Origin of the sequence: Paenibacillus sp. B2(2019), from assembly GCF_008370385.1 — a bacterium.
Lineage (GTDB): Bacteria > Bacillota > Bacilli > Paenibacillales > Paenibacillaceae > Paenibacillus_AQ.
The window spans coordinates 1-21023 of sequence record NZ_VTZR01000025.1 but is presented as its reverse complement, the minus strand read 5'-3'; the positions used below and the strand labels follow the sequence as shown (position 1 = coordinate 21023).

18 protein-coding genes and 1 pseudogene are annotated in these 21023 nt (G+C 41.7%); 3 read left to right on the top strand and 16 right to left on the bottom strand.

What is annotated here, in order from left to right:
* Positions 1-2: 2 nt before the first annotated feature.
* The 7 genes from PAENI_RS25145 to PAENI_RS25115 all read right to left on the bottom strand — a co-directional run bounded on the left by PAENI_RS25145 (position 3) and on the right by PAENI_RS25115 (position 9447).
* Positions 3-839 (bottom strand): carbohydrate ABC transporter permease, encoded by an 837-nt coding sequence (locus PAENI_RS25145; RefSeq protein ID WP_188114719.1) that lies wholly within the window; start codon positions 837-839, stop codon positions 3-5.
* 84 nt (positions 840-923) lie between these two features.
* Positions 924-1814, bottom strand: a complete 891-nt coding sequence (locus PAENI_RS25140; protein WP_042189146.1) for a carbohydrate ABC transporter permease — start codon at positions 1812-1814, stop codon at positions 924-926.
* 103 nt (positions 1815-1917) lie between these two features.
* On the bottom strand, positions 1918-3288 hold the full coding sequence (locus PAENI_RS25135) for an ABC transporter substrate-binding protein (RefSeq protein ID WP_149647104.1): 1371 nt from the start codon (positions 3286-3288) through the stop codon (positions 1918-1920).
* A 33-nt stretch (positions 3289-3321) separates the two neighbouring features.
* Positions 3322-4212 carry a DUF6923 family protein gene (locus PAENI_RS25130; RefSeq protein ID WP_149647103.1) on the bottom strand — a complete coding sequence of 297 codons (891 nt, stop codon included), beginning with the start codon at positions 4210-4212 and terminating at the stop codon, positions 3322-3324.
* 138 nt (positions 4213-4350) lie between these two features.
* A complete protein-coding gene (locus tag PAENI_RS25125) occupies positions 4351-5205 on the bottom strand; it encodes an AraC family transcriptional regulator (RefSeq protein ID WP_188114680.1) in 855 nt (284 codons plus the stop codon).
* Positions 5206-5391: 186 nt separating this feature from the next.
* Positions 5392-7173 (bottom strand): methyl-accepting chemotaxis protein, encoded by a 1782-nt coding sequence (locus PAENI_RS25120; protein WP_076300872.1) that lies wholly within the window; start codon positions 7171-7173, stop codon positions 5392-5394.
* A 162-nt stretch (positions 7174-7335) separates the two neighbouring features.
* Positions 7336-9447, bottom strand: coding sequence for a glycoside hydrolase family 52 protein (locus PAENI_RS25115; RefSeq protein ID WP_149647101.1), 2112 nt, complete (start codon positions 9445-9447; stop codon positions 7336-7338).
* A gap of 173 nt (positions 9448-9620) precedes the next feature.
* On the opposite strand from PAENI_RS25115, the gene PAENI_RS25110 reads away from it, so the two are divergent.
* Positions 9621-10580: an AraC family transcriptional regulator gene (locus PAENI_RS25110; RefSeq protein ID WP_149647100.1), complete on the top strand. Its 960-nt coding sequence runs from the start codon at positions 9621-9623 to the stop codon at positions 10578-10580.
* A 360-nt stretch (positions 10581-10940) separates the two neighbouring features.
* Here the strand turns inward: PAENI_RS25110 and fabZ are convergent, their stop codons facing one another.
* The 6 genes and pseudogenes from fabZ to PAENI_RS25080 form a co-directional block, all read right to left on the bottom strand.
* The gene (gene fabZ, locus PAENI_RS25105; protein ID WP_149647099.1) at positions 10941-11369 is read right to left on the bottom strand and encodes a 3-hydroxyacyl-ACP dehydratase FabZ; all 429 of its coding nucleotides are present in this window, start codon (positions 11367-11369) and stop codon (positions 10941-10943) included.
* A gap of 123 nt (positions 11370-11492) precedes the next feature.
* Positions 11493-12588, bottom strand: a pseudogene (locus PAENI_RS25100) (DUF3626 domain-containing protein).
* A 191-nt stretch (positions 12589-12779) separates the two neighbouring features.
* Positions 12780-13763 (bottom strand): phosphotransferase, encoded by a 984-nt coding sequence (locus tag PAENI_RS25095; protein WP_149647098.1) that lies wholly within the window; start codon positions 13761-13763, stop codon positions 12780-12782.
* 331 nt (positions 13764-14094) lie between these two features.
* Entirely contained in the window at positions 14095-14688 is a 594-nt protein-coding gene (locus tag PAENI_RS25090) for a chloramphenicol phosphotransferase CPT family protein (RefSeq protein ID WP_149647524.1), read from the bottom strand.
* Between the two features lie 144 nt (positions 14689-14832).
* The gene (locus PAENI_RS25085) at positions 14833-15384 is read right to left on the bottom strand and encodes a glutathione peroxidase (protein ID WP_149647097.1); all 552 of its coding nucleotides are present in this window, start codon (positions 15382-15384) and stop codon (positions 14833-14835) included.
* A 250-nt stretch (positions 15385-15634) separates the two neighbouring features.
* Complete coding sequence (locus PAENI_RS25080) at positions 15635-16804, bottom strand: MFS transporter (RefSeq protein ID WP_149647096.1); 1170 nt, start codon at positions 16802-16804, stop codon at positions 15635-15637.
* Positions 16805-16972: 168 nt separating this feature from the next.
* Here PAENI_RS25080 and PAENI_RS25075 point away from each other — a divergent pair, with 168 nt between their 5' ends.
* Entirely contained in the window at positions 16973-17848 is an 876-nt protein-coding gene (locus tag PAENI_RS25075; RefSeq protein ID WP_149647095.1) for a LysR family transcriptional regulator, read from the top strand.
* Between the two features lie 154 nt (positions 17849-18002).
* Complete coding sequence (locus PAENI_RS25070) at positions 18003-18404, top strand: VOC family protein (protein WP_149647094.1); 402 nt, start codon at positions 18003-18005, stop codon at positions 18402-18404.
* Between the two features lie 125 nt (positions 18405-18529).
* Here the strand turns inward: PAENI_RS25070 and PAENI_RS25065 are convergent, their stop codons facing one another.
* The 3 genes from PAENI_RS25065 to PAENI_RS32305 all read right to left on the bottom strand — a co-directional run bounded on the left by PAENI_RS25065 (position 18530) and on the right by PAENI_RS32305 (position 20579).
* Entirely contained in the window at positions 18530-19024 is a 495-nt protein-coding gene (locus PAENI_RS25065; RefSeq protein ID WP_149647093.1) for a GNAT family N-acetyltransferase, read from the bottom strand.
* 131 nt (positions 19025-19155) lie between these two features.
* Complete coding sequence (locus PAENI_RS25060) at positions 19156-20193, bottom strand: phosphotransferase enzyme family protein (protein WP_262495729.1); 1038 nt, start codon at positions 20191-20193, stop codon at positions 19156-19158.
* 98 nt (positions 20194-20291) lie between these two features.
* Positions 20292-20579 (bottom strand): hypothetical protein, encoded by a 288-nt coding sequence (locus tag PAENI_RS32305; protein ID WP_223178997.1) that lies wholly within the window; start codon positions 20577-20579, stop codon positions 20292-20294.
* Positions 20580-21023 lie beyond the last annotated feature (444 nt).

Here is a 21023-nt window from a genome sequence, read left to right as displayed (position 1 = left end):
TCCTAACCTTTAATGCCAGAGCTCATAAAACTACCTATCACTTGCCGCTGGAACAATAAAAATCCAATCATTAAGGGTGCCGACACAATCAATGTAGCCGCACAAACATCGGACCATTGTGCACCAGATTCCGTGGCTTTTGCGAACATCGCCAAGCCTACAGTTAATAAGCGATTCTCCTCCGAATTGGTTACAATTAGAGGCCACAAGAAATCATTCCAATGAAAGCTGACCGACACGATCGCAAAGGACACATAAATCGGACGTGACAGTGGGACATAGATTCTAGAAAGAATATGAAGGCGTGAGGCGCCCTCCACCCGGGCAGCTTCATCGAGCTCAAAGGGTAATTGCTTGAAGGATTGCCTTAACAGAAATACTCCAAAAGAGGAGGCAAAGTAAGGTAGCATAATCCCCAGCTTGGTGTCCAGCAGACCCATTTCGTTTAACACCTGATAGTTGGAAAAGATAAGTACATCCGGCGGCACCATAATTTGCACCAAAAATAACATGAATAGCAGATCTTTTCCGAAGAATCGTACCCGTGCGAACGCATAAGCAGCCATCGTCATTGTAACGAGCTGCACAGCAAGCACAACACCGCACACAAGCAATGTATTCATTAAAAATCGTCCAAAAGGCGCTCCATTCCAGACATGAATCAAATTCTCAAACGTGAAGTCCCAAGACCATCCCGCATCGATAGCGACGTTTTTGGGTAGAAAAGCCGTTCTGACCACCCATAGGAAGGGAATGATCCAGGCCACGGCAAAAGTAAATCCAACCGCATGCCACAGGATCTGCTGGATTCGGCGCTTTGTTCTTTCGGAGTTCAGCATGCGCTCCTCTTCTAAAGCTTTGCGTGTATTCTGCCTTAATACTAAGGGCAGCTTTAGTGGATTATCCTCCATGGATTCCACCTCCTATTCATAATGGATTTTCCGATCCCAGCCAAAAAACTGTAAAGAGGAAATCAGGAGCAGCAGCACGATCATGACCACCGTCATCGATGCGGCCATCCCTTGATCGTAGAAATTAAAGGTGGACTCGTAGATATAATAAAGCAGCAGATTACTTGCATTATTCGGACCGCCCTTTGTCATAATCCAGAGATGGTCTACCAGCTTAAAAGAATTGGTTATCGCCACAACAGCCACAAACAACGTAGTCGGCATCGTGAGCGGAATTGTGATTCTGCGGATGGAAGTGAATGTACCGACTCCGCTTACTGCAGCCGCTTCATATAAATCCTTGGGAATCTGCTGCATTCCTGCTAAATAAAAAATCATAAAATATCCGGCTTCTTTCCAAATCATCATAATGACTAATGCGCCCATCACCGTATCAGGTGTTCCCAGCAAATTCACAGGCTGATCCGCGATCCATGAAGCCAGTCTGGCAAAGAGCCCAAAATGAGGGGTATACAGAAACAACCAGATGTTCGCCACAGCGATCATCGGGATCATATTCGGATAGAAAAATGAAAGACGTGCCAGTCCCCGCCCTTTTATCGCCTTGTCGGCAAACAGTGCCATCAAGAAAGCCAAAGCTAATGAAGTGGGTACTGTGCCAATGGCGAACCATATATTGTTACTAAACACCTTCATAAAGACATTGTCGTGCAATAGATTAGCGTAATTGTCAAAACCGACGAACAAAGGCTCAGGAGTCGCCAAATTTTTCTCATAAAAGCTAAGCCAGAACGATTTAAACATAGGGTAATAAGTAAACAAGCAAAGAAAGAGCAGCGAAGGCAACACTAGTCCCCAGCCGAATCCGTTTCGTCTAAGCCTCTCACTCCATCCGGCATTCATACCATTCAATCCTTCCATGATTAAGGTTTCTACGATTAATGAATAAAGTAATGACGCCAGAACAAGCTATCGAGCCGTCCTGGCGTATTCCATACCTCAAAGCTTACTTATTGAAGGGAGCAAGTACCTGTTCTGCTTCTGCTTGAGCCTTTTTAAGTGCACCTGCTGCATCAATCTCTCCTGCCAATGCCGCTTGAATCTGGTTCGTAATTGCCGTCGATACTTTACCATGATTATGAGTGGACAATTCCCGGAACGCATATTCCAATTGATCTCTCGCTACCAATGCTTGCGGGAAATCCGCCGTATACTTCTTCATAGCATCTGTATCGTATGCAGATTTTCTTACGCCAACATAACCGGATGAGCTGCTAAAGAGGGCAGCTTGTTCTGAAGCCGTCATATATTTGGCAAATTCCCAAGCCGCAGCTTGTTTTTCAGGAGATGTGTCCTTGAAAATATACAGGTTACCTCCCCCAGTAGGTGATCCAAATTGCTTTTGTGCGGGTGGGAACGCTACGCCGAATTCGAACTTCGCGTTATTTTTTACATTGGTTAAGTTGCCGCTTGTATGCATCATCATGGCTGTTTTGCCTTGAATGAAATCTGTCGGAACGGTTGCCCAATCAATAACACCCTCCGGCATCGCCTTATATTTATGGGACAAATCTAACCAGAATTGCAATGCCTCCACATTCTCCGGCGTATCGAACATCGCTTTTTTGCCATCGGAGGACATTATGTTTTGCTTCGGATCGGAAGCATTTTGCCGTGCAAGCATTTGAAACATCCAATACGAATCATCATTGCCCGGAATTTCCAGCCCCACGTGACCGTCTTTGTTCAGTTTCTTAGCATAGGTTACAAGCTCATCCCATGTAGTGGGTGGTTTCTCTGGATCCAGTCCTGCGGCTTTGAACATTTCTTTGTTGTAGTACATAACAATCGTGCTCCGCTGAAAAGGCAGGCTGTACGTTTTACCTTCAGACTGTGTATCCTCTACAAAGGCGGGATAAAAATCAGCCATCTGTATATCCGTGTTCTTTGAAATAAAATCATCCAGCGGAATGATTGCATTCATATCGAGCATACTGTACAGCTCTGTTGACATCATGACCGCGACATCCGGTGGCTGTTTGGCCTGCACACCTGCTTGAATTTTCACGGTATTGTCACCGTAATTACCTGTGTACACGGGATTAACCTTAATTTCCGGGTGCTGCTCCATGAATGCACTAGCCATCCCATCGATTACTTTTGTAAGGGGACCACCAACATTAACAGGATAATAAAATGTAATCTCCACCGGCTTAGCGGCTGGAGTCTCTGTGGATTCCGGAGTTGCAGCGATTGCTGTGGGTTGAGCGGTATTTTCTTTGGCTTCAGCCGTACTGTTATTAGATTGTCCGCAGCCCGCTACTGCCAGCATTGAGACGGATAGCAGTGTTAGAATAGTTTTGGTTTGCTTTAGCATTTCTGTTAGCCCCTTTTTTCGCTTGGATTTGAATTAAAATGCATAATGGCGAAAGTTCACACTAATGCGATTCGAGCCTACATCAAGAATATGGAGCTGTGCACCATCAGCGGTAGGCAATACAACAATTCCTTGGGCTTCAGTACCACTAGGCAGATTGCGATCAAAGGCAACAGATACGTTTCCAGTCTCCGGATCAATCTGATAAACCGTTTGGGTTGCGTTATCCGTAGAAGCATACAGAACACCGTTGTACACTTCGGCACCTTGAATTCGATCAATACTTTGGGAAAGTGGAACGGTTGTGATCACATGCATATCGTCAAGACTTAGTACATTCAAGACGCTAGCATTACTCCACTGAGCTGTGTAGACCTGACCGCGAGCGGCATCAACAGCTACCCAAGGCACACCGCCAACATGCAGATTCAACGGTAAAGCATAGGATGTACCTGTATATTTCAAAGTGTTCACATCATAGAGGGCGATGTAAGGATGCTGATAGTTTTTGCCGTCTTCAATAGGAGCGTATATTTTACCGTTATAGTAGGAAATATCACCGATATGGTCTCCACCTTGGGAGGCAATCTCCAGTGGAATAGCCAATTCATTCCGTGCTTTTACGGATTTTCCATCAAGTCCAGTCCGTAAGAGCCCATACGAGGAATTAAAGATCCATGAATTCCCGTCTGTAGCCACCCCTTGTCCCCGTTCCAGGGCATCAAGTAACCAGAAGGTTTGCTTAGATACTTCATGCCAAGTTCCAGCAGTTGTAGCTGAAGTCGAAGTTGACTCTGCACTGATTTCTACCTCAGTGTTTACTAGGTTATCCGGTCCGACAGGTGTGGCAGATGCTACTAAAGATAAAGAACTGGTCGTAAGTACCCCCGCGCAAATCAGACTGAATAATCTCTTTAATCTCATGTTTTCTCTCCTCCTAATAAGGTTGTAGTTCGGCATTTGTGCGCCTTACTTCAACCTTATTATAGGAGCTGGCAACAGCTCTCTAATTGAACAAAACACTTCTTTCCTTGAACAAAACTCTCATTTGCAAGAATAAAATCAATAAATCATATGATTAGGTTTGGAGGAGCTTTGATTCGCATACAGCTTTGGGGTTAGGCCGGTTTCTCGTTTGAATAATCTAGTAAAATGACCTTGATCGGCAAAACCAACCTGAGATGCAATTTCCTTCAAACCAATTTTTCCGGAACGAATAAGAAATTTAGAACGTTCGATTCTCAGGCGAATTAAATAATTATGGGGTGTATATCCTGTCTGTTGTTTAAAAATCCGAATAAAATGCGACTGGCTCATATTAGCCATGCCAGCGAGATCAGTCAGTTGAATCTCATCTTCTAAACGCTCACGCATAAATTGAATGACCTGAAATATTTCTTGATTGGCTGGCGTTTTACTGTTTGAATGCTGGGGAATCACTGAAGAATAGTGTTGTAACAAGTGAATAATTAACATGTTGGATAAAGAGTCGCTATATATTTTTCCTTTGGCACCGCCATTCTGTAATTCCTCCAGCATCCAAAGCCCTAATTGCAGTAGCTTGGAATCCTTGACATGAAATTTGCGGTCCAACTGGATATTGCCTTCCTTCAGATAACCAGATTCACGAGCAATCTCTTCGAGTACCGCTGGCGTAATTTCTATTTTCAAAAAATAGAGCGAGGTTCTGCCCCAAGGGCAAAGAAGGCTCTCATTACAGGGGGTAATATGAATGGTGTAGTAATTTTCATAGTAGGCTGTGCAGTGAATTCCTATTAAATATTTAGACTCCGAGGATGGGGTGAAAGCTTGCTGCGGACTATACCATTGCGAAACCTGAAGCTTATCCCAACCAAAAGTATCACTTGCAAGGACAGGCTGAGCAGCTGCAAAGGACGACTCTTCGATTTCTTTCATATTCATCCCCCTTTTCCCTTCAATATAGCAAGCCAGTATACGCTCCGCGTCAATGAGCTGTAAAAGCTATATTAATTTCCTCATAGTATTCAAAAGGTTATTTACGTCAGAACAGCAAAAAAGAGGGGTTAATTCCCCTCTTTAATATTTTACATATTCTGTTTCTGTAACTCTAAGTCTGAACATCTATTCCAATTTAAACTGATTTACTAAAGCACGCATCTCATTTGAACCCTCTTGGAGCTTGCGAGCAGATGCGGCAATTTCCTCCATAGATGCAAGCTGCTCCAGAGTGGCAGCAGATACTGTCTGTGCAGCCGAAGCTGAGTGCAATGAAACCTGCTCGACCTCCATCACCGCAGCAGATATTTGTTCGGAGCCCGTGTACATCTGCTGTGCAGCGGTCGAGGATTGCTCCACCTGATCTACGATGGTCCGGGTGGCCTGCAAAATGCGTTCAAATGCTTTACCCGTATCATCAATCGCTTGAACCCCTGCTGCGACTTCATTTTGGCCTTTACTCATCGAATGATGGGCATGACCTATACTCGTAATAATTTCTTCAACCATGACTGAAACCCTTTCAGCTGCTTCACTTGTTTGTCCTGCCAGCTTACGGACTTCACTAGCTACCACTGCAAATCCCCTGCCTTGTTCTCCTGATCGAGCAGCTTCAATTGCCGCATTAAGCGCTAATAGATTCGTTTGCTCAGATATTCCTTTAATAGTACTGACGATGGTGCCTATTTGTTGAGACTGGTCATTTAAACTAGTAACGGTGATCCCTAAATCATCAACAGTATTACTTACGGCGTTCATTTGCTCGGAAGAGTTAATGATAAGGCTGTTTCCTTTATCAGCCTCTTCCAGTGTTTGCATGGACAGCTGATAGGCATGTGTAGAGGCTTCAGCTACTCGCTGAATCTCTTTTACCATCTCCTCCATCGATTGGGAAGTCTCCTGCGTTGAGGAAGCTTGTTTCTCACTATTGTTCGCCACTTCAGTCATTGAGGATGAAGTCTGAACAAGTGCCGCTGTGGTTTCACCTAATGTTGAAGACAACTGTTTGGAGGAAGAAGCTAATAACTCCGAGCTTATGGTTAAATTCCCAACCAATTGCCGAATATTACCCGATAATTGATTAAAGCTGATTCCGAGCTGTCCGATCTCATCCCGATTGCGCACAGTTAATGCTTTACCGCTTAGATCCCCTTGAGCGATCCGTTCAGCTTCACGGGCTATGCGTACAATCGGTCTTGAAATATGTTGTGCAAATATGTATATTACAGCGATTCCGATGACAACGCATACAATCAATGTTGTGATAATTCCCTTTAGAATGGTTTGTTGTCCGGTATTATAGTCTTGCATATAAGAGCCTGCTGCTACGACCCAGCCCCAAGAGGGCGATAGTTTAGCATAAGATATTTTCAGTGCTTCTTCTCCTACAGCGTTTCCAGTACCATCCGATTTAGGTAGCGGCCATTTATAGTAAGTAGCTCCACCACCGTTCTGTGCTGCTTTAATCAAATCCTGTATGTAAAAAGTACCGTTTGAGGTTTGTTTATCCCAAATATTATCTCCCTCTAGTTTGGGATGAGCAAGCAGTTTCCCTTTGTTATCTAATATAAAGAAGTAGCCGTTTGGACCCAAATCAATTGATTGATTAATAGGCCGAGTACCATCCTCATTTTTGTTTCCAAGTAGTAAGGTCCGTACTTGCTCTTGGGCTTCCACTTCAGTCAACTGCCCCGATTGAACGGAATTTTCCAAATTCTCAATTAAGGCGACAGCCAGGTTTACACTTGAACTCAGTTTACTCTCAATGAGCTGATTCGTTTCTTTGACTGAAATCTGATAAATAACTGCTCCTAATATTCCGATGGGAAGAATTAGTAGCGTGAGTGACATCATGAGCAGTTTTTTCCGAATTGTTAGTCGCAACCTTGTACGTGTAACTTTTACCATATACACCGCTCCGCATCCTATTAGAATTAATTACAAATTAATACTATAGTACTAGTTTTGGGAATATAAATCAAAAAAAGAAATTCATAATTTAACAAAAAAAAGCAAACGCTCCCCTAATAAGAGGTCCGTTTGCCATTTATTCAATGAAACTCCAAATCCCTACTTCTCATCCAACCACAATATCGCTGTTACTCCACGAGGATAATATTTACTGCCTGTAATCTCCCCGGAAATAATTTGATCACTCCAGCTGAAGATCGATAATTCTGGATGGGTAAGCCATGCCACGTGAGCGCGATCTGCTGCCGCTCCGCGTTCATCCCATTCCAGTCCCAGAATGTTGCGGGCGATGAACTGCGAGAGATAGATTTTGCTAAGCCAGCTGTTATTGCTAGTGGATGAGATTTTCCAACCGCCGTCTTCAAATAAGCAAACGCCCGGCTTCAACACCGCATGAAGATGTTTGTCGAGTGCGCCGATATATGCGGCGAACCGTCCATTGCGATCAAGAGCTTCCTTACAACCCGTATAGTATGGGAATACAAGACCCTCGATAGCTGGAATGATCTTGGAGTCGTTACCTTCTCCAATCACAGCCGGGATATATCCATCTGCTGTAACGCTTGCCACCATCGTTGCGGCGCATTTCTCTGCTTGAACCCCTGCTGTTTTGGACAGCTCCACACGCTCATACTCTGCAAATATTTTCTCCATAGCTAAGTAAGCCGCCCAGCATTTTCCTGCCAAGTAAATATTGTTGCGAGCCTGACCTAAAGAGACATCCAGACTGTCATAGGTAGTAATCTCTGCTCCACCCATCGTACGTGAGCTATCTAGCGCCATAACACCGGTTCTTTGCTCAGGATCTGGATGATCCCGATTTAACATACTATCCAAGCACTTCTCCAAGATACTCAGATTACGTTCCATCCAGCTCCGATCACCCGTGTGCTCAAGATAAGTTGCCGCACTCAGCACCCAGTTTACCAATTGTTCATGTGTCATATGAGAGAAGCAACCATCAATGCCATATAACTCATAGGAGGAATAGCCCGGACGTGAAACTACGTTGGCTACACCCATATCATGTGTGAAGCTAATCCCACCTGGATACTCTGTATCATCCCCAGGGAAACGCACCGTATCTTCATAGCTGAATCTTTCTACGAACATATCCAGCTCATTACGAACCGTCCAAGGATTCAGACGCAGCTCGTAGAATAACTGATCGACGGTCAGATCAAAGGTATTCATCATCCGGTATTCGCCTTCGTTGACGATCCAGAATGGCTTATTCTTATTATCCAGTAATTGTGTGGAACCATAATAACTACGAATCGCATGCGCTAGCATAAAGGTTTGGTCTTCGGATAGGTTTGCATGATTAAACATCTCGTTAGCTTTCTCCGCTGCTTGTTTAAGAACATCGAATTTAGCTAATGCATATTCGGCTACTGCCTCAACATTGTTGAAATAGCGATTATAGTAATAGGAAGCATCCATACCAGAGGTAACAGAACCCGAACGGTGAAAACAAATCGCAAACCGGTACGTTTCTTTTACTCCGGCTGGAACATCCATGATTAAAGCACCCACGCGACCCAGTCCAAAGGTCCAATTTTCCTGAAGCTCCTCACTTAGAATATCCTCCATCGTGAAATGAAGTGCGGACTTTGTAGTGCCTTTCTCGGCAGCAATCGCAATAAATCTTCCTTGTCCAACGCCTGTAATTTCAGATGACACATCATCCAGTCTTCTCATTCCGCTATACACATCTGTTCCCTGAAAACCAAAGAACGCGCGACGTGAGGTAGCTGATGAGGTGTTATCCACTTCGAGCTCAACCAGTACTGCTGGCAGCAACACTTCCTTCATTTCTTCCACAGACGCAGTTTCAGGATCTGGTACTGATCGAACTGGCGAGAGAATCCGGAAGGTCAGGTCCCCCGCACTCCAGCAGTCTGTAGCTACTTGAAAATCTCTAGAAATCTCACGATCTTGAAAAGGGAACAGAATATTCTCCTTGTCTGGATTGGGGTCTGGATTCTCGATGTCATAGCGTTTGCTCTCGTCATCTCCGCCAATCTCGTGAAATGGTAGTGTGTCATACCCTTTCCCATCAGTGCGTTCTAATCCTATGAATATATTCTGTCTAGGAGGTTTGGCCATCTCCAAATCGAAACCACCACTAGCTCCTTTAAATCCTAAGGTAAAACTCGCAAATGTACCGATCGGTGAATGATGAGCATTAAAAAATTTATTATGTAACATAAATAAATGCACTCCCTCCAACATGATCCCGGATACCTCCGGGCTATATATCCATGTTATCGATATTTCTGGAAGTGCAACAGGGCTAAAGCCTTCTATTATTTGGGCAAATCAAACATCGATAACAACCTATGATATAATTAAGCCAAATTTTATTGTAAAAGAGGATTAAAATGATCTCGAATGATCCCGCCTTCCATAATTCTATTGACGGTCAGATGTCACCAGATATTCAAGCAGCCTTTCATATCTTCGCCGCACATTGGAGAAAAGTAAATTCGGATTGGCAATATCCTGTACACACTCATCCGATGTTTGAGATTAATATTGTCCTTCAAGGTGAGCAACAAATGACGGTAGGCAATAAGTCTTTCATACAGAAAAGCGGCGATATTTTATTCATTCGTCCCGGTGTTGAACATAGTAGTATGGGTTCAAATGCTGACTGTGACATGACTTATTACTGCCTGCATTTTGATATCGATGATCTGATTTTGCGGCGTGCCTTACTTACAGCAGATGCTGTTAGTCTCAGCGGGAACACCCCCGAACTGCTGGCCATCCGTTCCGCGCTAGATGTAATCATTAACTCTTCCATCTTGTCAGAGTCTAAAGACACACATAGAAATCGCTTGATCACACTGCATGCTTCACTGCAGCTTCTGACCGCGCTCAGCGGTTGGGTGCTTTCGGAAATGCCTCTCCCAGCAGATACAGAAGCTACAGAAAATACAGTTGCCCTAGCTAACGCTATTGAAGGACTATTGCAGGAATCCGTCTCCACCGCTGCCAGCACAGGCGAAAGAGGTGGCGGTATTGAGGACATTGCTGCCAAGCTCGGATATAGCACTACTCACTGTAATCGTGCTTTTCATCAAATCTATGGGATGTCACCAAGGCAATATTTATCACGCTTAATCATTCGACACGCCAAACTGCTGCTGATGGATAATAGTCTATCTGTCGAATCGGTTGCTCAGCGACTGGGGTACCGTGATGTGTCCCATTTCAGCAAGCAATTCAAACGCTGGACTGGTCTGCCGCCAATGGGGTATCGTCGTTTAACTGCGAATCCGAATTCGCTTAAAAAATCAAACACAAACACAAACAAAATCCCACTGTCCACTAAGTGAGATCTCTCGCCAATAGCGCTCAGAAAGGTGATCGTCGTCTATGGAATTCGTTATATTTTGTTAGTTAATCCAACACGTATTGTGTTTTAATCACTCTATTCATTTCATTAACGTTTAGCCTATCCTTTCGTTAGGAAAATCTTTCATAAAGGTTCTAGCATGACGAACAAACTTCCTGCTGCTGACTCAGACCCTTTGATTATTCTGTTTTTTCTTTGAGCGAGTTGTGTAATACAATTTAGACACTTCGTCATATTGATTAATACTTTCTTTTGTATCGTTGTTATATTGTTTCTAATGATAAATCCGATCCATTGACCGGTTATGCTTCTGAAGCTAATCAGACCGTTAGCTTACAACCTAAATCGAACTGAATGCAAACATAATTTCAGATTCACATACCAATTCATTATCTACCGTGGCCACTCCCTTTCCTTTGACAATTTGTCCCTTGATTCGAATTACCTCAAATTCAAGAAGGAGTTGGTCTCCTGGTTTTACTTGTCGTTTGAAACGACAATTATCAATACCCGTTAATAAGCCTATTTTATGATGGCTGCTTTCAACGTTGGACATCGCGATTCCACCGACCTGTGCCAGTGCTTCTACAATTAAGACTCCAGGCATAACAGGATAGTCAGGAAAATGACCTAGAAAATAAGGTTCATTAATTGTTACATTTTTAATTCCAACAGCTCTCTTCCCCTCATTAATTTCCAATATCCTATCAACCAAGAGAAATGGATTTCGATGAGGAATAATCTCTTTAATTCTTTCGATATCAAACATGGATTTGCCTCCCTAATCGGTTGATTGCCATTTTATCTCCCATTGGTTAGAGCGACCAGAAAATAAATCAGTAATATCCCATGTTGTTACTATCTTTCTCCGCCAGTTCAACGAATTAGTCCTTCATTTACGCGCAAACGGGTTACCAAATCTAACTAAAATATGCCACATATATTTTAATTCCTGAAGCACCTCTTCATAGGCTCCTCTATCGCTCCATACTGCAGGATTACGTTTTAAATCATTGACAGCTGCTCCGACCACACTAGCGTCGATATAATCATTACGCGCTATCCGCTTAGCTAAAGGCATAGTTGATCCTCTGAAATCTGAGGGTATTTCTTCTACACGCATAGCGAATCCCATATGCCAATATAATTTAATGGAATACTTTAAGCATAATTGTTCTAATACATCTCCTATGTAAGTACCTTTGAACGAAGGATCGGCAACAAGCATTTCTACGTCATCATTTAATATGATATCATCGTGAATCTGGGCTTCAATATAGTGGTCTAGGTTTCGATTGGACTTTCGTTTTGAAGGATCCTTGAATGGTTGTTCGAGATTATACAACAGATGCTCAATCAACTTCTGCGGTGTCAGATTTTTCTCGCCGATGGCATTATTTCGAATAAATGTATCTAAAAAAATTGCTGCTAAAATGTCATCAAACTCAGCATAAGTGCCTTTTTCCTTGGGATCTTGATGTGAATCCAAATAAGTGTACGTACAGTGATAGGAGACTTTCGGTGAGAGAAGGAAGTAACATGACCCAAACCGCGGAGCCGGTCCATCCGGGTGCAACATTAAATCTAGCGCCCCGTACTTCGGGCGCTGGCTATTCGTCACGCCATCTAACTGATAAGCGCCTCCAAACATCTTTTTCTCCCAAAGATCCCGTGATCCGCCTTGATAAGCAGATACGCTGCCATTGGAAATGTGAGTTTCAAACTGACTCTTATAGATCCCCTGCTCGAGCAATGCCTGTGCCACACTTTTCATGTCCGCAATTGGCCGATCAGGATGAAAATGCAGCGCGACCCTCGCGTTTGAAAACCTTAAGCACGGTATCCTCAAATGTACTCCAAGGGATATCTGACAGCTGAAGAACTTCCTTTATTGTCTTTTGAGCTTCGCATTTTCGGGTTCTAGCGTTCTGTGTAATATTTTCAATTGCCAACTGTTGTGAAATTGACAAATCTCTCTTACCTGACATTTACATCACCTTCCTGATACACTCTGGCATCAAGCTTATCAAATATCGCATATTCAATAACTTATCAAAATATTCAACTTATCTACCATTCAATCCTGCCCGTTGAGCAGAACAGGCTGCCAATTATGCTGGCAGCCTGTTCTCATGGCGCTATCTTGTCCCGTTAGTAAGAATTAATAATAATATTTCATTTACACAATTTCAAAGTTTCTAAATTCATCAATAAAACCTTCAAGCCAATCATCTGAATAGTCTAAAGCACCAGAATCACTTTCGATAAAAGCGACATCTAGACTCATCACCCAAAAGCGTCGAGCTATAACAAATAGTTCTATTGCCATTTCATCTTGTGCCGAGAAGTTTCTGACAGATCTGTAACCCGAGATTAACGCATTCCATAAAGGTTCTTTTTGATCCTCTAACTGACGCTTTCTAGCCCGAACTTGTGCCAAATCATATGCACGCCAACCATTAGCAGACCATTCAAAGTCGTAGTGAGTAAAATAGCTTCCTTCTTTGAATGCATTATTATTTCCATGCATATCTCCATGACATAACCCCCAATCCAAGCCTTGTCTTGAAGCAATAAGGATTTGTTCTTTCAATGCATTCGCAAATTCATGTAGAAATGGTACTGCCTCATTTTTTTCACCAATGTAGTTAACAATTCGTTCCAATGGTTGAGTGACGAGAAAATTTGTGTCCAACTCGTATCGCGGTTGGTTTAGAATAACTTGATCCATTGCTGTATGCAGTTCGGCAGCTGATCTTCCAAAGGTAAAGCATGATGCCTCGTCATGAAGTATGTTCTCCGTGCCATTGAGATAGCGAAAAATTACAGCAATTCGCTTCCCTTCTGGTGCATTTAGAACGGTATACAAGCTATTGTCTTTTTTTGCTATGGGTTCCGACACTTTTGTGTCCACAGAGTTAAGGACAATTTTCAATTGAGTTAATAAGGATAACTCATACGCTACATCATTTTCGTTAATTGCAAGGCGGTAAACACGAAGTATGTAAAATCCATTAGAAGTTCGCACCCTGTAAGTATCATTTAATCCTCGTAACCAATACAAACATTCAATCCATTGCCCGATATCATAATGTTTGCTCAAACAGTATTCCAAGTATTTTGGATCTAGGACTGAACGTAAGACAGTAGGTTGTGTATACATCGCATTACTCCTCAATTTTTTTCTTGATCATATATCAGTTCATAATCCTAATCAGGTAATGATCAATTGTAAATTTTACTATCTTACTAATTATTTGTATCTATAATAATTAATTATAATCATTTGGGGTTTAAGTGCTTTCGATACCAAAAAAAGCTATCACTACGCTATCCTGCCTGTTAGTTGAATAAAGGCAGCCGATCCATGGATCGGCTGCCCTTATGTCTAATCGAACTATCGTTTCCTTTTACCTTAATTCCGAAATCCCTCGGGCAAACCGAGTGGCGATAGCCCCAACGCTTGATATGGTGTTATCTGATGGATACGCCATCTAGAAAACACTAACATTTTTTTCACTTAATTTCTTAAATACCGAGTATTCCTTATTGGACTTAATAAAACTTAATATCTTTTCGGCACATTCATTTGGATTCATCTCTTCAGTATTTACTTCGAGGTCATATTCATCAAAGCAATATACTTTGCTAAACTGTGAAGCTGCCAGTCCAATTTTTCTATCTCCTCTTGCTTGCTCTCTTCTTATGAGTTCTTCTTTCGAGCATATTACACCTATAAATAACGTAGACTGATCGAAAAATTGATCAAGAAACTCATTAAACCTCTTGTCATTGTCGATTACGGTATCTACTATTACATTAAAACCCACTTCTGATAACAATTTAATTGTCGAATGGTACACTGAGAATATGGAATCATCAAGTATTTGTGAGACAACTTGATGATCTATTTCTCTTGGAGGTTCATCTGGAAATTTATTATTAATAAAATCATTGTAATTATTAAAAAAATCATCAATTGATAAATGATAAAAAGGAATCTCTTTCTGATTTATCAGTTCAGTCGATATGGAGGTCTTTCCAGAACTTGAAGTTCCATTTAGATAAACTAATATCCCTTGCTTCAATTTAATCATCCCTTCAAAAAAAACCTTTGCGTATTTTTCAGATAACGTTATAATCACAAAGTTCATAAAATTATCCAACTCATAAAATATTCGAGAAACGATTGAACTATCCTGCCCGTTAGCTTAATCACCAATCAGATTCATTTACTTTAAAAGAAGTGATTCAACAAATACCTCTATGTCAAATGGTTCAGTCGTAGTTTCGTATCTACCATATATATGGCCGTTTCGATCGATTAAAAACTTTGAGAAATTCCACTTGATCCCGTCACCGGCATATATGTCCGGATACTTTTCCAGCAGAAAATCCTGCATCCATTGACCGCCTGATGTCTCAGTATCGAACCCTTGAAATGGTGCTTGCTGTGTTAAATATTGAAATAACGGATGAGCAGACGGGCCCCTAACCTCAACTTTCTCGAATAAAGGAAACTTAACTCCAAAGTTGCTCTCACAATATTCATGTACTTCCGAGTTACTCTCTGGCTCTTTCTCGTTGAATTGGTTGCAAGGAAAACCTAGTATTTCAAACCCTTGCTCATGGTGAATTTCGTAAAGCCTTTGAAGATCAGGTAATTGGCGAGAATAGCTGCATCTACTGGCAGTGTTCAGAATAAGCAGAACTTTTCCACGATAAATTGACAATTCAACAGGCTCACCATTAATTGACTTCGCTTGAAAATCATAAATAGACATCAGACCATTCCTCCGCATTATTATTATAAATAACATAATATCGCTACAGGCTTTTATTGGTCTAATATATAAAAGAAATAATCTTTATAGAATGAACCTATAATCCAATATTTCCTTAGTATATTGCCCATTTAATTTACTAGAAAAGAGGAGCTACCATATAGGAAGCTCCTCTACTTATTTCCCCCAACAAAATCCGTTTCTAAATTAATCATGAAAATAGTACATCCTCTCAGCTCTGGGGCTTATCCTAACTTGCTGGAGAACTTTTTTTATTACCTATAGCCAATTGAACGATAATCTGAAGCACGATGATTACAGCCAAACCATAGAATGCTTGGACGAAGCTGCCCGTTGCATCGTGGAGCCAGCCAATGGCTAGCGGCCCAAGCGCTCCGACAATGTAGCCACCTGATTGAGTCATTGCGGACCAGCTACTGGCTTCCTGAGCATTACTTGTTTCATCAATGGGCAACATCAGTGCAATCGGGAACAGTCCACCTGCTCCAATACCGAGTGGAATCGCCGCGAGCCAGGGGCTAACGGATATGTTCAGCATCAGGACACCCATCAACTCTAATAACGCACACCCGACAAGCCAGAATACACGTCTTTGGTAACGGTGTACAAGCATGGGAATGAACAACGTAGAGGGCAGAGATATCAATGTAAATAAGGTTTGGATGTTGCCGGCTGTCTCTTGACTATACCCTTGGCTTTGGATTGCTGGCGCAAGCCAAGCGGTCAACGAGTAGAAGATCGCTGCCATCAGCCCGAAGAATAATGTCAGCATCCAGGCACGCTTGTTGTTCACCGGAAGTGGTGCATTAAGTACACTCGAGATTTTACCGGATTGTCGATCTATGCGCGCAGACCAGGCTAATCTCAACCAGATCGGCAATGCAATGGCTGCGAGAAATGCCCATACAGCCAACGAGCCCCTCCACGAACCACCCAGCGTATGCTGAAGCGGAACCGATAATCCCACACTAATGCTGGCCCCCATCACCATCGCTGTAGAGTAGATACCCACCATAGCTGCCACTCGGTCAGGGAAATACTGCTTAATGAAGCTGGATAATAGCGGCCCTGCCAATGCTATTCCTACTCCGGACAGAAAAGAAGTGAACATCATCAATGGAGTTGTACCAACAAACCATCGTAATCCCGTACCTAACCCAATGAGGATTAAAGCCAAAACAATTGCGCCCTCATTTCCCCACTTTCTGCTTAATCTTACGGAGAACGGAGCAAATATGCCCATACATAATACCGGAAGTGTGGTTAACAGACTGGCGGTAATCCCGCTTATACCCAGATCATTCTGTACGGTGCTCATTAGAGGTGAAATGGATGTAATGGGTGGTCGTAAATTCAGTGAAGCCAGGATAAGCGCCAGGACGATATAAAAAAGTTTCATTATGAATCACCTCATGGTAGTAGTATCGTTACATTCACCCATCATCCTATTTGTTAACGACAGATCGTTGGGTGGTGCATGATTAAGTATAGAATCATTAGAATGATTGAACAATACTATAGTTTCTATTAAAATGATTACTAAAACCAATGATTAGAGGGGATTCATATGGAGATTCGTCAGATGGAAAACTTCATTGCGGTGTGTGAGGAGCTTCATTTTACACGAGCAGCTGAGAAACTCGGCATATCTCAACCTACGTTGAGTCAACAAATACGCGCGCTCGAGGATGAACTCGGTGTTCCCTTATTTGACCGAGTCGGCAAAAAGATTGTGATGACCCAGGCAGGAAATCTGTTTCTGGAGCACTGTGTACAGATGATTCGGCATTTACAGAATACCCAGGATGCGTTAGCTGAATTCCGCAATGATCAACGAGGTCGGTTGGTAATTGGTGTTCTCCCTTCCGATCTGGACTATCGGCTCACCCCATTGCTCGTGAATTTTCATGCACGATTCCCCAAGGTACAACTGAAGGTTATCTCTTCGATCTATGTCTTGAATCAAGTGCTGGATAATGAAGTAGACATCGGCATCGAGATCACGTCTGCTCCTGATGATCGGCTTGTACGCATTCCTTTGTGCAGTGAAGAATATGTACTCGTCGTTTCCGAGAATCATGATTGGGCTGAACGAAGCACGATTGGAATCCAGGAACTGCGAAATATCCAAACTGTGATGTTCCCCGAAGGATTTACAGGCAGAGAACTGGTTGACAGCTATTGCCGTAAATATGGATTCAGTTTAAATACGATCATGGAGACCAGTTCGGCTACTTCCATTATTAGCTTGGTTAAAGCCAACGTTGGAGGAACATTGCTGCCTTATCGTTTGATCCAAGCGATGAATGAACCAACACTACGCTGCATCCGAATTACAGACGATCCGCCATACCGTCACTTTGAGATCATTCATAGGTCCGACCGTTTTCTGACAAAATCGGCCAAGGCATTTATTGAGAAAACTATCGAGTATTTCAATTAAGAGTGAGTTGCGATTTAGAGAAGAGAAGTTACTAAGGAAACCACATAATGCATGACAGAAATGTCATTACGGATTCTTTTGTAAGATTCGCTTCTGCTGCCAGAACTAGAGTATAGTAGGAGTTGTTAAAAATATATTCCAGGAGGCTATAGCCATGCCACAGGAAATCTGGATTAACCTGCCGGTCAAAGATGTTGAGAGGTCAACTGCCTTTTTCAATGAGATTGGATTCCATGCAGTTAGCGTTGGTAACGAGAGAGCCAAGCTTGACATAGGCCAAACAACAATTCTGTTGTTCCCGGATGCGGCGTTTGAGAAATTCACAGGTTCTAAAACCGCAGATACTTCCCATAGCGCAGAAGTAATATTCTCCATTGGCGCTGAAAGCAGAGAAGAAGTAGATGCCTTTATTCAAAAAGCAGAGTCTGCCGGAGGAAAAATCTTTGGCAAGCCGAGTGAAATTGACGGCTGGATGTACGGCGCAGGATTTGCCGACCTGGACGGTCACCGCTGGAACCTGCTGTACATGGATGAGAGCAAAATGCCTAAAAGCTAATATGAAAACGCCGGTCACCTGCTTAAGGTGACCGGCGTTTTTTCACACCCGCTATAATCTCATATCTGTAATTCAAATCACCTGGGTTAGCCTATCGTTTCCCATTACTTCAATAAGGATGTGCTTTAAAAGTAATCGGGGATATCAAGTACTATGGAGTCGATATCATTTTCTTTTGAGTAATACATACAAACACTGTCTTTATATTTTTGAAACTCATTAGGTAGTACAATAAAACCTAATTCTTTGTAAAATTCTATTCCAATATCACTATAAAGGAAAAAGTTGTTACACTTTTCTTCCTGTTCAAGTTTATTTATCGTTTCTTTGACCAATAAAGAAGCATATCCTTTTTTTCTTAAATATAAAGGGGTAGCAATTGAACCAATCCCCTTTACAATTTGGTCATCAGAAAGATTTAGTTCATATACGATGAGGGAGCTTAATAGTTGCTTTGTATCTGTTGCTTCAAGAACGTACCACTTTCCCTTTTTATACTTTTTGGAAGCCTGGCACATAGTTATATATTCTTCATATGGCAGATTATCTCCCCAAACATCATAGCCCATCTTATAAATTTCGATCATTTCCTCTTTTGTTGCTTCCCTAATTTTTTTCAAAGTACCTCTCCTTTTGTTTTATGCGGTTATTATAGATTCTTTTCGAAAATAAGCTTATCATGATCTCTATTCTTCTGAAGCAAAACTGCTCCCAAAGTATCTGGGCTAACGTTCTCCGTTCGTTGAACAAACTACTCCCAGTAAGTAGTACCACTAAAGAGAAATCCTTCTTTATTTACATATCGCTTAAATTCCCGACTTGCTAATTTACTAATGTGACTGGGTAACCACTCATTAGATTCAGGCAGCCCAAGCCAAAAATTTATTGTTTCGAGTTGGGCTGCTACAAAGAAACCTTCCAAACGTTGAACATAGTTATGAGGCAGGTCGAATTGTTTTGCGTATGATTCTAGCAACTGGTTTCTGAATGCTGGGTGGATATAAGAAAGTGTCCAACCTAAATCGAATAAATAATATCCGAACCCACAAGCTCCAAAATCAATAGCTCTAGCTTCTTGTTCATGAAACACAAAATTACTTGGAATCAAATCTGCGTGAATTATCCCCCAATTGCCAGGTGTTCTTTCTATGTCGTTCATCATTAAAATTGCACACTCTCCGGCCAATTGCAGAATTTCCACATCATTTTTATCGAGCTCACCACCGTTAGCAAGCTGTTTTAACTTTTCTAATGATTGTGAAATTCTAGAATTATCAAATGACGGTCGAGTAAATGATGACGGAATTTTCCAGAAAGATGATTGTTTATGAAGCTTTCCGATCAATTCGCCTACACATTCGGCATCATTGACTGTTGGAACAAATTGTTTTTGTTCACCATCTACCCATTTTAACAATGTACAGTTTATGTCAGCTATCTTAGTAACATATTCACCAATGTTATTTTTTATAGGTGATGGCAACACCAGATTAGTATCATTTGTTAATGATTCCAGCCAAATCATTTCTGAAAGGATGACTTTTTCCTCAGACCAAATACTTTCCATTGAATCATTTTTTGATAGATGTATTCGCAAACTATAGCAGTTACTTTCCTTATCTGTCACTTTATAGATGGTGTTTGCATTTTGGCCAATATGAGCTATTGATTGATAAGTAATTGGATAACAAGTTAATGCTTCTATAGCAATATCCTGAGTATTCAGCACGGTATATTTCCCTCCCCTTGAAACAACCGAATAAGGATAATGTACCATAATATTTTCCAATAGTTTGAGAGAGAACACTTATATTTATATTTTATCCATCACTTAGTTGATTAAGGTAACCTGCTCATCAATATGTATTATTCAACTATCGTGTCCCGTTAGCTTAACGGAACTTCGATATTATTGTTATTAGCTGATTTAGGATGAAGACGATTTTCTATTACAAAAAAATGATTGAAAATACCTACTACTCGTACTTTATTATCTGCCTCTCCAAAATTTTTTGTTTCTGCTGTCATAAAAATAATCTGATGTGTGAGACTTGATGATTTCAAGTCATTAATAGTATGAAAGCAATTTGAGCTTTCAGAACTGTCACATTTAAGACCGTGAACCTTATGGAGGTAATTATCATAATCTTGACTACTTGGTTTTGTATAAGCCATCACAAATAATAATATGGAAACTATTAGGAAAGCATATTTCTTCTTGATAAAGGCACCTCATCTCTTATGGATAATCGTACCCTATAATACCGCATTTAACTGCCTAATAGTTCAACAAGGCAACACCACGCTCTACTGCACGTTAGTTGAACAAATAAAAAACGGCTGCCGAAGCAACCGCTATTCCACTAACGTTCCCCGTTAGTTCAATAAATCTTAACCTCAATCCACGTGGCTCAACTTACCCGTTAGTTCAATAGAATTAACAGTTTTAGTCCGATGGTATCCTCTTGTCTATGATTCAAGCCACCACTTTCAATCCTATGATTAAATACTTATAAATCCCACTATAGCCAAACGGCCAAATGCGGATATAATCTTACTCTAAATTACTGGAGGTAGCGCTCCGTACTCGGCCCACTGCTCTTTTGTCGGGCCGTAAAG

Coding starts and splice junctions, on each gene's coding strand:
- PAENI_RS25130 (WP_149647103.1), bottom strand. CDS start 4,212: ATGAGATTAAAGAGATTATTCAGTCTGATTTGCGCGGGGGTACTTACG.
- PAENI_RS25140 (WP_042189146.1), bottom strand. CDS start 1,814: ATGAATGCCGGATGGAGTGAGAGGCTTAGACGAAACGGATTCGGCTGG.
- PAENI_RS32305 (WP_223178997.1), bottom strand. CDS start 20,579: ATGGCTTATACAAAACCAAGTAGTCAAGATTATGATAATTACCTCCAT.
- PAENI_RS25080 (WP_149647096.1), bottom strand. CDS start 16,804: ATGAAACTTTTTTATATCGTCCTGGCGCTTATCCTGGCTTCACTGAAT.
- PAENI_RS25070 (WP_149647094.1), top strand. CDS start 18,003: ATGCCACAGGAAATCTGGATTAACCTGCCGGTCAAAGATGTTGAGAGG.
- PAENI_RS25145 (WP_188114719.1), bottom strand. CDS start 839: ATGCTGAACTCCGAAAGAACAAAGCGCCGAATCCAGCAGATCCTGTGG.
- PAENI_RS25110 (WP_149647100.1), top strand. CDS start 9,621: ATGATCTCGAATGATCCCGCCTTCCATAATTCTATTGACGGTCAGATG.
- PAENI_RS25125 (WP_188114680.1), bottom strand. CDS start 5,205: ATGAAAGAAATCGAAGAGTCGTCCTTTGCAGCTGCTCAGCCTGTCCTT.
- PAENI_RS25115 (WP_149647101.1), bottom strand. CDS start 9,447: ATGTTACATAATAAATTTTTTAATGCTCATCATTCACCGATCGGTACA.
- PAENI_RS25120 (WP_076300872.1), bottom strand. CDS start 7,173: ATGGTAAAAGTTACACGTACAAGGTTGCGACTAACAATTCGGAAAAAA.
- fabZ (WP_149647099.1), bottom strand. CDS start 11,369: ATGTTTGATATCGAAAGAATTAAAGAGATTATTCCTCATCGAAATCCA.
- PAENI_RS25075 (WP_149647095.1), top strand. CDS start 16,973: ATGGAGATTCGTCAGATGGAAAACTTCATTGCGGTGTGTGAGGAGCTT.
- PAENI_RS25135 (WP_149647104.1), bottom strand. CDS start 3,288: ATGCTAAAGCAAACCAAAACTATTCTAACACTGCTATCCGTCTCAATG.
- PAENI_RS25085 (WP_149647097.1), bottom strand. CDS start 15,384: ATGTCTATTTATGATTTTCAAGCGAAGTCAATTAATGGTGAGCCTGTT.
- PAENI_RS25095 (WP_149647098.1), bottom strand. CDS start 13,763: ATGTATACACAACCTACTGTCTTACGTTCAGTCCTAGATCCAAAATAC.